Source organism: Actinomycetospora sp. ABD4_176 (assembly GCF_056311855.1).
The window spans coordinates 4,547,197-4,560,612 of sequence record NZ_CM149974.1 but is presented as its reverse complement, the minus strand read 5'-3'; the positions used below and the strand labels follow the sequence as shown (position 1 = coordinate 4,560,612).

At 75.4% G+C, this 13,416-nt stretch carries 17 protein-coding genes; 9 read left to right on the top strand and 8 right to left on the bottom strand.

The features are described 5' to 3' along the window. Positions 1-87: 87 nt before the first annotated feature. Complete coding sequence (locus ACYX4T_RS22050; RefSeq protein ID WP_476011396.1) at positions 88-858, bottom strand: phosphoglyceromutase; 771 nt, start codon at positions 856-858, stop codon at positions 88-90. 218 nt (positions 859-1,076) lie between these two features. On the opposite strand from ACYX4T_RS22050, the gene ACYX4T_RS22045 reads away from it, so the two are divergent. The 8 genes from ACYX4T_RS22045 to ACYX4T_RS22010 all read left to right on the top strand — a co-directional run bounded on the left by ACYX4T_RS22045 (position 1,077) and on the right by ACYX4T_RS22010 (position 7,151). Next, positions 1,077-1,580, top strand: a complete 504-nt coding sequence (locus ACYX4T_RS22045) for a hypothetical protein (protein WP_476011395.1) — start codon at positions 1,077-1,079, stop codon at positions 1,578-1,580. Positions 1,581-1,586: 6 nt separating this feature from the next. Continuing rightward, the gene (locus ACYX4T_RS22040; RefSeq protein WP_476011394.1) at positions 1,587-2,921 is read left to right on the top strand and encodes a cupin domain-containing protein; all 1,335 of its coding nucleotides are present in this window, start codon (positions 1,587-1,589) and stop codon (positions 2,919-2,921) included. A gap of 77 nt (positions 2,922-2,998) precedes the next feature. Next, positions 2,999-3,955 carry a sucrase ferredoxin gene (locus tag ACYX4T_RS22035; RefSeq protein ID WP_476011393.1) on the top strand — a complete coding sequence of 319 codons (957 nt, stop codon included), beginning with the start codon at positions 2,999-3,001 and terminating at the stop codon, positions 3,953-3,955. 98 nt (positions 3,956-4,053) lie between these two features. After that, positions 4,054-4,326, top strand: a complete 273-nt coding sequence (locus tag ACYX4T_RS22030) for a GlsB/YeaQ/YmgE family stress response membrane protein (protein ID WP_476011392.1) — start codon at positions 4,054-4,056, stop codon at positions 4,324-4,326. Positions 4,327-4,362: 36 nt separating this feature from the next. Further along, positions 4,363-4,857, top strand: a complete 495-nt coding sequence (locus tag ACYX4T_RS22025; RefSeq protein WP_476011391.1) for a MarR family winged helix-turn-helix transcriptional regulator — start codon at positions 4,363-4,365, stop codon at positions 4,855-4,857. A gap of 12 nt (positions 4,858-4,869) precedes the next feature. Then, complete coding sequence (locus tag ACYX4T_RS22020; RefSeq protein WP_476011390.1) at positions 4,870-5,307, top strand: OsmC family peroxiredoxin; 438 nt, start codon at positions 4,870-4,872, stop codon at positions 5,305-5,307. Between the two features lie 113 nt (positions 5,308-5,420). Continuing rightward, positions 5,421-5,621 (top strand): hypothetical protein, encoded by a 201-nt coding sequence (locus tag ACYX4T_RS22015; protein ID WP_274200442.1) that lies wholly within the window; start codon positions 5,421-5,423, stop codon positions 5,619-5,621. Between the two features lie 18 nt (positions 5,622-5,639). Further along, positions 5,640-7,151 (top strand): hypothetical protein, encoded by a 1,512-nt coding sequence (locus tag ACYX4T_RS22010; protein ID WP_476011389.1) that lies wholly within the window; start codon positions 5,640-5,642, stop codon positions 7,149-7,151. Between the two features lie 12 nt (positions 7,152-7,163). Here ACYX4T_RS22010 and ACYX4T_RS22005 read toward each other — a convergent pair whose 3' ends face one another. After that, on the bottom strand, positions 7,164-7,580 hold the full coding sequence (locus ACYX4T_RS22005; protein ID WP_476011388.1) for a trypco2 family protein: 417 nt from the start codon (positions 7,578-7,580) through the stop codon (positions 7,164-7,166). Between the two features lie 83 nt (positions 7,581-7,663). Here ACYX4T_RS22005 and ACYX4T_RS22000 point away from each other — a divergent pair, with 83 nt between their 5' ends. After that, positions 7,664-8,341, top strand: a complete 678-nt coding sequence (locus ACYX4T_RS22000; RefSeq protein WP_476011387.1) for a DUF899 domain-containing protein — start codon at positions 7,664-7,666, stop codon at positions 8,339-8,341. On the opposite strand, the gene ACYX4T_RS21995 is transcribed toward ACYX4T_RS22000, so the two are convergent. The 6 genes from ACYX4T_RS21995 to ACYX4T_RS21970 form a co-directional block, all read right to left on the bottom strand. Then, a complete protein-coding gene (locus ACYX4T_RS21995; RefSeq protein ID WP_476011386.1) occupies positions 8,338-8,724 on the bottom strand; it encodes a hypothetical protein in 387 nt (128 codons plus the stop codon). The two genes, ACYX4T_RS22000 and ACYX4T_RS21995, sit on opposite strands and share 4 nt — an antisense overlap. 255 nt (positions 8,725-8,979) lie before the next feature. Continuing rightward, complete coding sequence (locus tag ACYX4T_RS21990; protein WP_476011385.1) at positions 8,980-9,450, bottom strand: hypothetical protein; 471 nt, start codon at positions 9,448-9,450, stop codon at positions 8,980-8,982. Positions 9,451-9,984: 534 nt separating this feature from the next. After that, a complete protein-coding gene (locus tag ACYX4T_RS21985; protein WP_476011384.1) occupies positions 9,985-10,317 on the bottom strand; it encodes a hypothetical protein in 333 nt (110 codons plus the stop codon). Positions 10,318-10,510: 193 nt separating this feature from the next. After that, on the bottom strand, positions 10,511-11,062 hold the full coding sequence (locus ACYX4T_RS21980) for a hypothetical protein (protein WP_476011383.1): 552 nt from the start codon (positions 11,060-11,062) through the stop codon (positions 10,511-10,513). Positions 11,063-11,431: 369 nt separating this feature from the next. Then, positions 11,432-11,935: a DUF4234 domain-containing protein gene (locus ACYX4T_RS21975; RefSeq protein WP_476011382.1), complete on the bottom strand. Its 504-nt coding sequence runs from the start codon at positions 11,933-11,935 to the stop codon at positions 11,432-11,434. A 710-nt stretch (positions 11,936-12,645) separates the two neighbouring features. Continuing rightward, positions 12,646-13,368 carry a GAF and ANTAR domain-containing protein gene (locus ACYX4T_RS21970; protein WP_476011381.1) on the bottom strand — a complete coding sequence of 241 codons (723 nt, stop codon included), beginning with the start codon at positions 13,366-13,368 and terminating at the stop codon, positions 12,646-12,648. Positions 13,369-13,416: the final 48 nt, after the last annotated feature.

Sequence of the window (13,416 nt, the reverse complement as noted above, 5' to 3'; positions counted from 1 at the left end):
TGAGCTGTCCAACGCGTCCGGGGGACAGGGTTGGCCCGCCGTTCGGCTGCCGTTCACCGACAAGCGGGGGGCTCCGCCCCCGCGGGGTCACCGGCCCTGGTTCGCCACCGCCGCGATCGCGTCCTGCGCGGCGTCCGGGTCGAGGTAGGTCCCGCCCGGGTTGGTGGGCCGCAGCTCGCCGTCGCCGGTGCTCTCCAGGTCGTAGCGCAGCGGGATGCCCGTCGGGATGTTCAGGCCCGGGATCGTCTGCTCGTCGATGCCGTCGAGGTGCTTGACCAGCGCCCGCAGCGAGTTGCCGTGCGCCCCGACGAGCACCGTCCGGCCGGAGCGCAGGTCCGGAACGATCGAGGACTGCCAGTACGGCAGCAGCCGCTCGAGCACGTCGGCGAGGCACTCGGTGCGCGGCAGCGCGTCGCCGAGGTCGGCGTAGCGGGGGTCGCCGGTCTGGGCGTACTCGTCGTCGGGGTCGATCGGTGGCGGCGGGGTGTCGTAGGAGCGACGCCAGATCTGGAACTGCTCCTCGCCGTACTCCTCCAGCGTCTGCTTCTTGTCCTTGCCCTGGAGGGCCCCGTAGTGGCGCTCGTTCAGTCGCCAGTCCCGGCGCACCGGGATCCACCCGCGGTCGGCGACGTCGAGGGCGATGTTGACCGTGTTGATGGCGCGGCGCAGCAGCGAGGTGTGGACGAGGTCGGGCAGCAGCCCCGCCTCGGCGAGCAGCTCGCCGCCGCGTCGGGCCTCCTGCTCCCCCGTCGGTGACAACGGGACGTCCACCCACCCGGTGAAGAGGTTCTTCTCGTTCCAGTCGCTCTGGCCGTGGCGCAGCAGGACGAGCGTGCCGACGGTTCCCTCCGGGTTCATGACGCGAGACCCTGCCAGCGGCCCGCCGCACGCACCACGCCGCCGGGGTGACGCGCGCGTGAGACCACCCCGGGCCGGGTACGGCCTCCGTCGTCGGCGGGCGACCGCCGTGACCACCACAGCGACCCACGAGATCGACCCACGGGAACGGGGCCCGCACACCGCGCGGGCCGCCCGGGGTCGGCGACGACCCATCAGCGACGACTCAGGAGTCCGACGTGAACGACGACGACATCACCACCAGCGGCAGCGGAGGACACGGCCCCGCCGACGGCGGCGCGAGCGGCCAGGGTGCCGACGGCGGCGCGGACGGCGGCGCGGGCCACGGCCCGGCCGACGGCGGCGCCCGTGGCGGCGGCTCCGACGGCGGTGCGGACGGGGGCGCCGACGGCGGTGCCGACGGCGGCGCGGGCCACGGCCCGGCCGACGGCGGGGCGCGCGGCGGCGGCGCCGACGGTGGCGCGGACGGCGGTGCCGACGGCGGCGCGGACGGCGGCGCCCACGGCCCGGCCGACGGCGGCGCGTTCGGCAACTCGGCCGACGGCGGCGCGGACGGTTCCGCCGGGCACGGCCCGGCCGACGGCGGCGCCCGTGGCGGCGGCTCCGACGGCGGTGCCGACGGCGGGGCCGACGGCGGTGCCGACGGCGGTGCCGGCCACGGTCCGGCCGACGGCGGCGCCCGTGGCGGCGGCTCCGACGGTGGCGCCGACGGGGGAGCCTGAGGCCTCGTGACGACCGAGACGACCGTGGCGCCGGCGGGCGACCGGTCCCCGGATCCCGACCGCGGCGCCGGGCACCTCCGCCCGGCGCTGCGGCGTCTCGTCGCCGGTGACCTCGACGAGTTCGCCGCCGCGGCGTGGGGCCGCGAGGCCCGGCTCTCGCGCGCCGCGGACCTGGCGAAGCACGCCGGGACCGCCGAGCACCCCTCGGCGTTCGGCGACCTGTTCGACCTGGCCGCGGTGGACGAGCTGCTGAGCCGGCGCGGCCTGCGCACGCCGTTCCTGCGGATCGCCAAGCAGGGCACGGTGGTCGACTCCCGCCACTTCACCGGCGAGGGCGGTGTCGGGGCCGAGGTGTCCGACCAGGTGCAGGACGACCGCGTCGCGGCCCTGTTCGCCGAGGGCCACACCGTGGTGCTGCAGGGCGTGCACCGCACCTGGGGCCCGGTGGCCGACCTCGTCACCGAGCTCGCCGCCGAGCTCGGGCACCCGGCCCAGACCAACGCCTACATCACGCCGGCGTCGTCGCAGGGCTTCTCCGCGCACTACGACGTACACGACGTCTTCGTCCTGCAGGTCGCGGGCACCAAACGCTGGCACGTCCACGCCCCCGTGCACCCCGACCCGCTGCGCTCCCAGCCCTGGAACGACCACGCCGACGCCGTGGCCGCCCGGGCCGCCGAGGAGCCGCTGATCGACGAGGTCCTCGAGCCCGGCGACGCCCTCTACCTCCCGCGCGGCTACCTGCACTCGGCCACCGCGCAGGGCGAGGTCAGCGCGCACCTGACCATCGGCGTGCACGTGCTCACCCGCTGGGCGCTCGTGGACGCCCTGCTGGGCGCGCTGACGACCGACCCGGAGCTGCGCGCCTCGCTACCCCTGGGCATCGACGCGGCCGACCCGACCGCGCTCGCCCCGCACGTCGAGGCGGTCGCCGCCCGGCTCGCCGAGACCCTCGCCGCGCCGGACCCGCCGCGCACCGAGCGCGTCGCCCGCAGCGTCCGGCGGCGCGTCTGGCACGGCAACCGCCCGGAGCCGGTCGCCCCGCTGGTCCAGGCCGCGGCGGCGACCGGGGCCGACGTGTCGACGTCGGTGCGGCTGCGGCGCGGCCTGCGCCACCGGCTGCGCCCGGAGACCACCGACGGCTCGGACGACGCAGCCGCCGCCGTGGTCCTCGAGCTGCCCGACCGCACGCTGACCCTGCCCGCCGGCACCCGCGACGCGGTCGCACGCCTGCTCGACGGCGAGCCGGCGCGGGCCGGCGAGCTGCCCGGGCTGGCACCGGAGGACGGTGCCGTCGTCGTGCGCCGGCTGCTGCGCGAGGGCGTCCTCGTCCCCGTGTGACGCGCGGGGTGAGGTCGTCCTTACCTCAGTCTCCCGCCCGGGTGTCCATCGCCGCCCGGGCGGGGTATGACGGGGAGATGACCACGTCGGAGCCGGCCGCAAGCTTCCGCTGCTCGGAGGCCGCCCGCGAACGCGCCGACCCGTTCGTCGCGACCGCGCCCCCGGCCCGGTGCTGGCTGCTCGTCGAGCACCCCGGCCCCTGGGGGCACCAGGCGCTCGGCGACGCCGGCTACCCGGACGAGGTCATCGACGCGATCGACGCCTTCTGCCGGGCCCGCGGCGCCCGCTTCCAGCTCATCCGCCGCTCGCGTGCCCGTGGCGAGGCCGCGGCGGACCGGGGCCGGTTCGCCCTCGTCGACACCACGCCGGGCGCGGAGTCGGTGCGCTGGGGCCGGGTGGGCTCGCCCGCGGAGCTGCCCGCGGCGCTCGCGGACCTCGAGGCGGTGACGACGCCGTCGACCGAGCCGGTCTACCTCGTGTGCGCGCACGGCCGCCACGACGCCTGCTGCGCGATGCGCGGGCGCCCGGTCGCCGCCGCACTCGCGATGGAGTACCCCGACCGCACGTGGGAGACCACGCACACCGGCGGCGACCGGTTCGCCGCCAACGTCGTCCTGCTCCCCCACGGCCTGGTGCTCGGGCGGGTGCCGGCCACCGAGGCGGTCGAGGTCGTCCGGCGCTACGCCGCCGGCGAGGTCGACACCACCTGGGTGCGCGGGCGCACGTTCCTCTCCCCGCCCGCCCAGGCCGCGCAGCACCACGCCCGCCTGGCCTACGACGAGCACCACGTCGAGGCCCTGCGCGTGCTCGGCGTCGAGGTGCGCGAGCCGGGACTGACCGAGGTGCGCCTCGACGGCGGCGAGGATAGGGGTCCGGTCACCGTGCTCGTGCGTGAGCGGTGGGTCGCCTCGCCGACGCCGCTGACCTGTTCCGCGGGCCGCGCGGCGTCGATGCGGGTCTACGACCTGGAGTCCCTGACCGCGTCGTCCGGCGTGCCGGGGGTGGGGGCGCTCGGCGCGGTGGCCGGGGGGTGAAGACCGTGTGGGGCCGGCGCGCCGGGGCTGGTTGAGCGCGGTGATCCGCGGGAACGTGGGCGCTGCACGTCTCGTACTACCGGATCGGAGCAGGTCACATGACCATCCTCACCATCCTCGGCTGGATCGTCTTCGGGCTCATCGTCGGCTTCATCGCCCGCGCGCTGGTGCCCGGCAAGGACAACATCGGCATCTTCGCCACCATCGGCCTCGGCATCCTCGGCTCGGTCGTCGGCGGCCTGGTCTTCTCGCTCTTCACCGGACGCATCACCCTGTCCAACCCGATCGGCTGGATCGGGTCGGTGATCTTCGCGATCATCCTTCTGGTGATCTACAACAAGGTGACGGGGCGCAAGGCCACCCGCCGATAAATTGTGCACGATGAGATCGTGCGCTAGGTTTTTGGCGTGAGCACGGACGAGGGGGCGACGGACGACCTGCGGCTCTCGGAGCAGGCCTGTTTCGCGCTCTACTCGGCGTCCCGCGCGGTCACCGACGTCTACCGGCCCCTGCTCGCCGAGCTGGGCCTGACCTACCCGCAGTACCTCGTCCTCCTGACCCTCTGGGAGTCCGAGCCGCGGACGGTCCGGGACGTCGGTGGCGCCCTCGCGCTCGACTACGGCACCGTCTCGCCGCTGCTCAAGCGGCTGGAGGGTGCCGGGTTGGTCGAACGGCGTCGCGATCCCCGCGACGAGCGGACGGTCACGGTGCACCTCACCGACGCCGGCCGCGCGCTGCGGGGCCGCGTCACCCACGTCCCGCGGACGATCGGGTGCGCGCTCGGTCTGGACGACCGGGCCCGCCGGGACCTCGTCGTGCTCCTCCGGACGATCACCGCCTCGACGGTCGCGTTCCGCGGCGTCGACGGCGGGTCGTCCGTCGGCCGACCCCACCCGAGCTGACAGGAGACGACGATGCCGAGCCGCGACGCGACCACGCACTGGGAGGGCGGCCTCCAGGACGGCACGGGCCAGGTGACCCTCGACTCGTCCAACGCGGGACAGTTCGACGTCTCGTTCCCGACCCGCGCGGAGGACCCCAACGGCCAGACCAGCCCCGAGGAGCTCATCGCCGCGGCGCACTCGTCGTGCCTGGCCATGAACCTCTCCGGCGTGCTCGGCGGCGAGGGCCTGACCGCCAGGGCCATCGACGTGAGCGCGGAGGTGACGCTGTCGCCGGCCACGGGCGGCGGCTTCGAGATCAGCGGCATCGCGGTGACGCTGCGCGCCGACGTCGACGGTGTCGACGAGGCGAGGTTCGCCGAGCTCGCCGCCACCGCCGAGAAGACCTGCCCGGTCTCCAAGGCGCTCGCGGGCACCACGATCACGCTGGACGCCGCGCTGGGGAAGTGACCCGGCGCTGTCGGGGACCGCGGTTACGGTGACGCCGTGACCGAGGTCGGCCCGTCGCCGCGGTGCCCGCGCGCCGGTAGCCTGGGTGGTGAGCACACCACCCGGGAGACGCCATGGCGCGTGGTACGGACGACGGGCCGGCCCGCACGGGACGGCGACGCATCGTCGAGCCCGGTGAGCCGGCGGGCGACCTCGCCGCGCGGCTCCACCTCGACGACCCGGCCCTCCAGCAGCGCTACCGCGCGGACCTCGCGCGGGTCCGCGACGCCGAGCTGCGCGCGGAGGTCGACACCGAGGGCGTCCGCCTCCACTGAGCGCGGGCGGGCGCGGCCGTGACCTGGTCGTTCCTCTCCTGGTCGCCCGACGACGCCGCCGGCGCGGTCTACGACGTCACCGTGCCCGGGGCGTGGGAGGAGCTCGTCGACTTCTACGCCGGCGGCGCGGGGAGCCGCCCGCTCGAGCGGGTGGTCGAGCTGGCCCGCGAGCACGGGGTGGCGAGCGTCGTCGTCGAGCAGCGCCACCTCGACCACGACTGGCGCAGCGAGCACGGCGCCTTCCACGGGCAGCTGTTCCGCCGCCGCCCCTCGGTGTGCCACCGCTGGCACCTGTTCACCGACGACGTCCCCGACGACCTCTCCCGCCTGCGACCCGAGGCCTACCGCGGCTACGTCGTGCTCCGCCCCCTGCCCTCGACGCCGGTCGGGCGCACGATGATCGCCCCGCCGCCCGGCCTCGACGACGCCGTGCGCTGCGAGGCCACCGAGCGCGTGTCCCTGTTCGGGCACCCGCTGCGGATCACGGCGATGCCGTTCCTCAGCCAGGACGCCGAGTACCTGCGCTGCGCGCACGCGACGCTGTGGATGGTGCTGCGCCACGCCCACCTCGCCCACGGCCTGCCCCGCCGGCTCACCGCCGAGGTGCACGACGCCGCGCTCGGCGGGGTCATCGTCGGCCGGCAGGTCCCCAGCGAGGGCCTCTCGGTGCAGCAGATGCTCGCCGGCGCCACGCGCCTCGGCCTGTCGCCCGGGCTGATGCACCTCCCCGCGACGCGCGACGAGGACGCCGCGGCGGATGCCGTCCCCCCGTCCGCGCAGGCTCCCCCGACGGTCCCGGGCGGGCGCCCCGACCCGCAGGCCGGCCGACTCTCCCTGCGCGCGGTGCTCTGCCGCTACGTCAACAGCCAGCTCCCGCCCATCGTCATCTCCGCCAGCCACGCGTGGGTGGTCGTCGGATACCGGCGCGACCCCGAGGAGGACCGCCGGGTGACGCTGTGGCGCCATGACGACGCCCGCGGGCCCTACCTCGAGGTCCGGGATCCCTTCGCCGAGCCCGAGGACGCGCACCGCCCCTGGCAGACGGCGATCCTGCCGCTGCTGCCCGCGATCCACGTGACCGCCGAGCGCGCCGAGGCCGCCGGGCGGCTGTGGTTCGCGGGCTACCTGCGCCGGGCCGACGCCGACGAGCCGGTGGCCCGCGCCGCCGCGGCCGGCGAGCTGACCTTCCGCACCTACGTCGTGCGCAGCGACGACTTCCTCGAGGGCCTGCTCGCCCGCGGTGTCGACCCGGCGCTCGCGGACCTCTACCGTCTCGCCGCCCTGCCCGAGCACGTCTGGGTCGTCGAGGCGGTCGACAGCGCCGCCCGGCGGGCGGGCCGGCCCGACGTCGTCGGCGAGGCCCTGGTCGACGCCACGGCGTCCACCCACCACGAGCCGCTGCAGGAGGGCCTGGTCGCGCTGCACGGCGGGCGCCTCGCGCACCGCATCGGACCCGATCACCACACCCGCCGCGACCTGCGACTGAGCGACCCCGGGCACTACCGCACCGGGCGCGCCGGGCACCGCTGAGCGAGAGCCGGGTCAGCGCGCGTCCTCCGGCAGCGACCCGGCGATCGCCGGCCCGACGACGCCCGCCGCGGTCTCCCCGCCCGTCTCGGCGTCCGCCTCCCGGCCCGCGGCCCCGGTGCGCTCCTCGGCGTCGGGCAGCACGGGCCCGAGGGTGAGCGTGATGCGGTGGGTGTCGGACCGCTCGCGCTCGCCGCGGCCGGACACGTCGCCGGAGAGCACGAACCACTTCGCCCCCACCGAGCCCTCGGCCTCCCGCCGGCGGCGGACCTCGACGGCGAGCTCGATCTCGACCTCGCGGACCCCGAGGCCGTAGCCCTCGCCGGGGCGCCCGCGGGCGGCGACGAGGTCGCGCCGCAGCGCCAGCAGCACCTCGTCCAGGCCGAGCCCCTGGTCCTGACCCTGCTCCTGGTCCTCCCCCGTCCCGCTCATGGGCGCGACGGTAGCCGGACACCCCGACAGGCCCGTTGCGAATCCCTTGACACAACTGAGCAGTCCTCTTCTAGGATCGATAGATGGACCTCACCGCGCGCCCCGTCGTCTCCGCCGCCGAGTGGGAGCAGGCCCACCGGGAGATGCTCGTGCGCGAGAAGGAGCTCACCCGCGCGCGCGACGCGCTCGCCGCGGCCCGGCGCCGGATGCCGATGGTCGAGCTGGAGAAGGACTACGTGCTCCAAGGCCCCGACGGCCCGGTGCGGCTGGTCGACGTCTTCGAGGGGCGCCGCCAGCTCGTCGCCTACAAGTTCATGTGGCACGACCCGGAGAGCCCCTGCGAGGGCTGCTCGATGGTCGTCGACCAGTTCGGCCACCCCGCCCACCTCCACGCCCGCGACGTCACCCGCGCGGTGATCAGCTCCGGCCCGCTCGAGGAGACGCTGCCCTACCGCGAGCGGATGGGCTGGACGACGCCGTGGTACTCGTCGGCCGGCAGCGACCTGTACGCCGACCTGGGTCTCGGCGACGGCTTCGCCGTCAACGTCTTCCTGCGCGACGGCGACGACGTCTACCGCACGTACATGGTCGAGGGGCGCGGCGCCGAGGCGCTGGGCAGCGTGTGGTCCTTCCTCGACCTCACGCCGTTCGGTCGCCAGGAGATCTGGGAGGACGCGCCGGCCGGGACGCCCCAGTCCGACCCCTACGTCTGGTGGCGCCGTCACGACGAGTACGGGACGGCGGACGCCGCCCGCCGCTAGGCGTCCCGGTCGCCGTCCACCACCGGCAGCGGCGCCGTGTCGCCGCGACGCTCCCCGGGCTCGGGGTCGGTGCCCGGCGGCCAGAGCGCGAGACCCGCCACGACGATCCCCGCGAACACCACGCCCACCCCGAGGTAGACCAGCGCGGAGGCGGCGGTCGGGTCCCCGGCGACGAGGTGGGTCAGGCCCGCCTCCGCCGAGGCGGCCAGCAGGAACTGTCGCGTCCGGCGCGCGCCCTGCGGGAGGGCGAGCAGCAGCCCGCCCTGGGCGCCGACGAGCAGCAGGGTCAGCACTGCGGCCACCGCCGACGTCCCGGTCAGCAGCATCGTCGTCGCGACGCCCGCGGCGGCCATCGCCGCCGCCCCCGTCATGGCAGCGGTCACGCTCGGCGCCCTGCGATCCCCACCGCGGTCCACGCCCCCACGCTACGAGCGGCGCGGGACCCGGCGCGGACCCCGGCGAAGCCCGCCCGAGGCCCCGCCGGCCACATGGGGGGAGGGTGGCCGGCGGGGTCCGGGCGGACGACCGAGAACGGCCGCGCCGAGTCGCGAGGCGCAGCGTCGCGACTCGTCACCAACAGTCCTCCGACGGTCACTTTTACGTCAAGCGCTCATGCCCTTCGGTTTCGGTACAGATGATCACCAGTCGTCCCGCGCCGTCCCGGCGCCCTCGGCATGCGCGGCGCGACGGCCCGGCGGGCCGACCCGCCCACGTTCCGTCGCCTCGCCCTGCAGCCACCGGCCCTCGCCGGGTCCGTCGAGGTCGTCGGCGACGACGACGCCGTCGTTCGCGGGCCGCTCGATGGCGTCGACGCACGGGCCTTCGTGCCACTCGCCCTGGAGACGGTCGAGCTTGGCGATCGTCTCGGTGGTGGGGCCGCGGGAGCTGATCGTGTCGTCGTCGGTCACGGAGATGCCGCCGGCGTCGACGCCGGGCACGGTGTCCACCGCGGCACGGACGATCCCGGCCAGGGTCTTCTCGAGGTCGCGGATGCTGCGCCGGGCCACCAGGTCGCACGCCGCGCGGCGCAGGGCGACGACGAGCTGCTCGTTGTCGGAGATGGCGAGCCTCCTGCGGCCGGGCGGAGCACGCGCTCCGGCGGCGAGCACCGATCGGCCGCGGAGCGGACATCAGGGCCGGCAGCTCGACCTCTGTCCCGGCAGCGCATCCCCCCGCCGCCCCGGGGACGACGCGGCGACGGGCAGGCCCGCGCCCGAGCGGCCCTGCCCAGCCGGTCGCGCAGGATCGCCTCGGCGGCGGGGGCGAGGTCGACGGCGGTGTCCGGCGTGGTCGAGGTCGGCGCGCCACCGACGTCGTCCGGGCCCTCGACCCGCGGACCTTCCCCGGCTGCCGCCCGGGCCGGTCGGCCACGCACGAGCATGCGCGCGAGCGCCCGGCGCTTCCGCAGGTCGGCCGAGAGCTCCCGCGCCACCTCGGCGCCGGCCACGGTGTGGCGGGCCCGCTCGAGCGCTCTGTCGACACGTGCCGCCACCGCACTCGTCACGCCGGGTGATCCTTCCCCGGGCGCCGCTGCCTCGCGGTGGGACATGCGCGGCGGCCGGTCCGCGTCAGGCCCGGGACGGGCAGTGGTGGTCGGGGTGACGGAGGCGGTGGTCGTCGCCGGCATCGCTCATGGCTCGGTCTTACCACCGAGGTCGCCGGAGAGGCACGTCCTGGGCCCCGGTCCGCGATCGTGCTCCCTCCTCGACCGAGCGATCCGCGGGGTCGTCGACGGCCTCGTCGACGGCCTCGTCGACGGCCTCGTCGACGGTCTTGCCCGCCGCGGGTCGGTGCTCCCCGACGGGTGGTGCCGGCGCCCGCCGCTCGGGGGTCCGGTCCGCCGACGGGCCGAGCAGCATGTGCAGTCGAGCCTCCACCACGGGCGAGAGCCGCATCTCCTCGTGCCGGCGCCGCGCGAGCCGAGCCGACATCTGCGCCTGGAGCGCCACCTCGACGGCGCGCTCCGCCTCAGCCACCGCTGCCCGCGCGCGGGCCAGCACGGCTCGGGAATGTCGGACGGGTCGATCGTCGGACATCGGCGGCTCCTGTCCGTCGGCCGCTCGGGACTCGCGTCGAGGCCGGCGCCGTGGGTGGACCGCGACTCAAGAGTGCCCGACGGGTCCCGCGGGCGAAACGCTGGGCCCCGACCGTGCAGAGACCCGGACGCCGTCAGGAGCGCGGCGTGTCGCGCCGCTCGCCACCCGCCGGGGAATCGTCCCCGCGGGCGCTCCGCGGCCGGATCCGGCGCACCGTCGCACCCGGGCCGGCCTCCGTCCCGCCGACGTCCCGGTCGGGCGTCGACGCGACGTGGTCCGTCGTGGAGGGGAGCCGGGGGGCCTCCGTGCTGGTGTCGTCGGCGTCCGTGGTGGCCCGGACCGCCTCGGCGCTGGCGCGGTTGACCAGGCTCTGCTCGCGGCGTGCTCGAGCACGATCCATCGCCGCCCGCGAGCGCTCGAGACGGTCGCGTGACCTCGCGATCGCCTCCTGAGCGCGCTCGAGGGCCTGCTCAGCCCGGTCGAACGGACTCGCTGTCGGCACTCCGACGGTGCGTGCCAGGTCGTCGAGGTCGGCCTCGCGGTCGTCGGCTCGACGCTCCCGGTCGTCGGCCCGGTGCTCGCGCCGGTCGGCCTCGGCTTCCCTGCTGCCGGCCCGGGTCTCGCGGGCGTCGGCGCGCGCGTCCCGGTCGTCGGCGGCGGCGTCCCGCGCGTCACGCTCGTCCATCCCGCTCACCACGTCCCCAGGCCTCCGGAGAGGACTCACGTCGCCGAAACAACGACGAGTATGCGACTCCGGGGAGATCGTCGGGGTTCGCCCGGCGGGAAGACATCGAGCCGGGCCGGCGCCGGGCCTGGTGCGGCCCGCCCGCAGCAGGGATCTCCGCGGACCACGCCGGCCCCGGAGGCTGTGCGCTGGGGGGGAACGACGCAGAACCCGCGTGCGCGGGCATGCTTCCGGACGGTCGCGCAGCAACTCAGCAGGTCTCGGTCTGCGCAGCTCGCGCTTCCGGGTCGTCTCCGTTCTGGATTCCGTCCCGTCGTGGTGAACCGCCGTCCAGCCCGACGACCGCCTGTCGCCACACCGGCTGCGGACTCAGCCGCGGAGGGGGACCTCGGTGCCCACGGGGGCGCCGTACGAGTCGACGATCTTGCTCAGCTCGCTCTGGTAGTACAGCGAGACCAGCCCGAAGACGAAGCAGAGCAGCAGGCCGATGCCGGCGCTGCAGGTCGGGCGCAGGCCGGCGGCGCGCTGGGCGTCGGCGATGCGGTTCCCGGTGTTGTAGAGCGACACCAGCGGGGCCACGATCGTCCAGCTCAGGAGAAGCAGCACCAGCATCGGTCCGGCGACCGGGACGACGCGACGCCGGTCGAACTCGGCCATCTCACGGTGAATCTTGTAGTACCAGACGTAGGTGTAGATGCCGAAGGTGATCAGCGGCAGGCCGAGCCACACCCCGACCGGGTTGCGACGCTTCATCGCCCGTCCGAGGTGCCCGGGCTGGGCGATCCCCGCGCTGGGGCGCTGGACCAGCCCGGCACCGGCCGGCTGCGCACGAGGCTGCCGGTACTCCTGCGGGATGAACAGTCGGTCCGTCACGTCGGACGAGCCCGGGATGTCGTGAGCCGGGCCACGGGACCGCTGCGGCTGGACCTGCACAGCCACCTGCGGCGAGGGCGTCGGGGGACGGCCGCCGGCCATCGGACGCGGGCCGGACTCAGGCGCGACAGACATTCGTGGTTCCCCCGACGGGTTGGGCCGACTCGGACGGTGATCCGGCCTGTCCGGCCGCAGATGAACCAGTTGTCGCCGCGCGTAGCCGTGCCGTTACCCCGTCGACCGGACGAACCCTCGAGGCCTCCTGGAGCCGTCGTGACTGCGACCTTGTTCCGTGGTGGTTCCGCGGTTCACACCCTGGGGGTCACCGACGACCCGGCACGACGACGGAGAACTCCCCTATCCGTCCGTCGCGCTCAGCGGGTGCGCGGGGTTCGACGTCCAGCGCTGTGTCCGACGGCACGGCGGGGACAGGCGTGCCTGCTCCCGACGCGTGTGGCGGTGGCGGCCCCCGGCTCGCGGGGGGAGCGAGCGCGAGGACCGCCTCGGCTGACTGTTCCCGGGCCGCGAGCGGTCGAGTAGGGCCAGCAACTCCACGGTCGTCACGTCCGGCGCCGTGTCAATGCGCCTGTTCCGCTTTCCCGAACGCCGTGGCCCGGGAGCTCGAGTCCTCTCTCGCGGCGGCCTGGCGGGGGACATCCTTCCACGGTCGGTGGCGCCTCAGGGCTGGGGCCGAACAGGGGTGCGCGGGCTCAGGGCTCCTTCGGATCGGGCGCGGTGTCGTCGAGGAGCCACTGGGCGACGGCGGTGAGCTTGATGTTGGTGTCCTGGGAGGACTTGACCAGCATCTGGAAGGCGCCCTCGTCGTCGACCTTGAACCGCTCGCGCAGGATGCCCTTGGCCTGTCCGATGAGGTCGCGACTGTCGATGGCGTGCTGCAGGTGGGTGGCGGTGTTGGCCCCGTAGAGCAGCATCGCGGCCTGGATACCGAACAGCCCGGCCAAGGTCTGGGCGTGCTCGTCGAAGGCGTTCGGGGTGGCCGAGTACAGGTTCAGGGCGGCGCGAACGCCCCCGTCGACCGAGAGCTGGGTGGACATCAGGGCCCGGTAGCCGGCCTCGACCGCGTAGGGGGCGAATCGCGGCCAGCGCTCGGCGTCAGCGTCGGCGAAGTCGGTGGCGAGCACGATCCCGCTCGTAGGCGGTGCCTCGATCGCGGTGATACAGGGGCCCTCGTGCAGCTCGCTCTGGGTGTTGTCCAGCTTGCCGATGGCGTCACTGGTCGGACAGCGGGTCTCGATCCGTCCGTGCTCGGTCATCGAGATGCTGCCGGCGTCGACCCCCGGGATGGTCGCCACCGCCGAGGCGACGATCTGCTCGAGAGTCTGCTGGAGGTCGCGGATGCTGCGGCGCTGGGCCAGGTCGCGAGCGGCGGCGCGCAGGGCGACGACCAGGTCGTCGTGGGAGGTGGGGTCCATGGGTGTGCTCCCCGCTTCTTGAGGGGCGGTGGGCACAGGGAGCAGTAC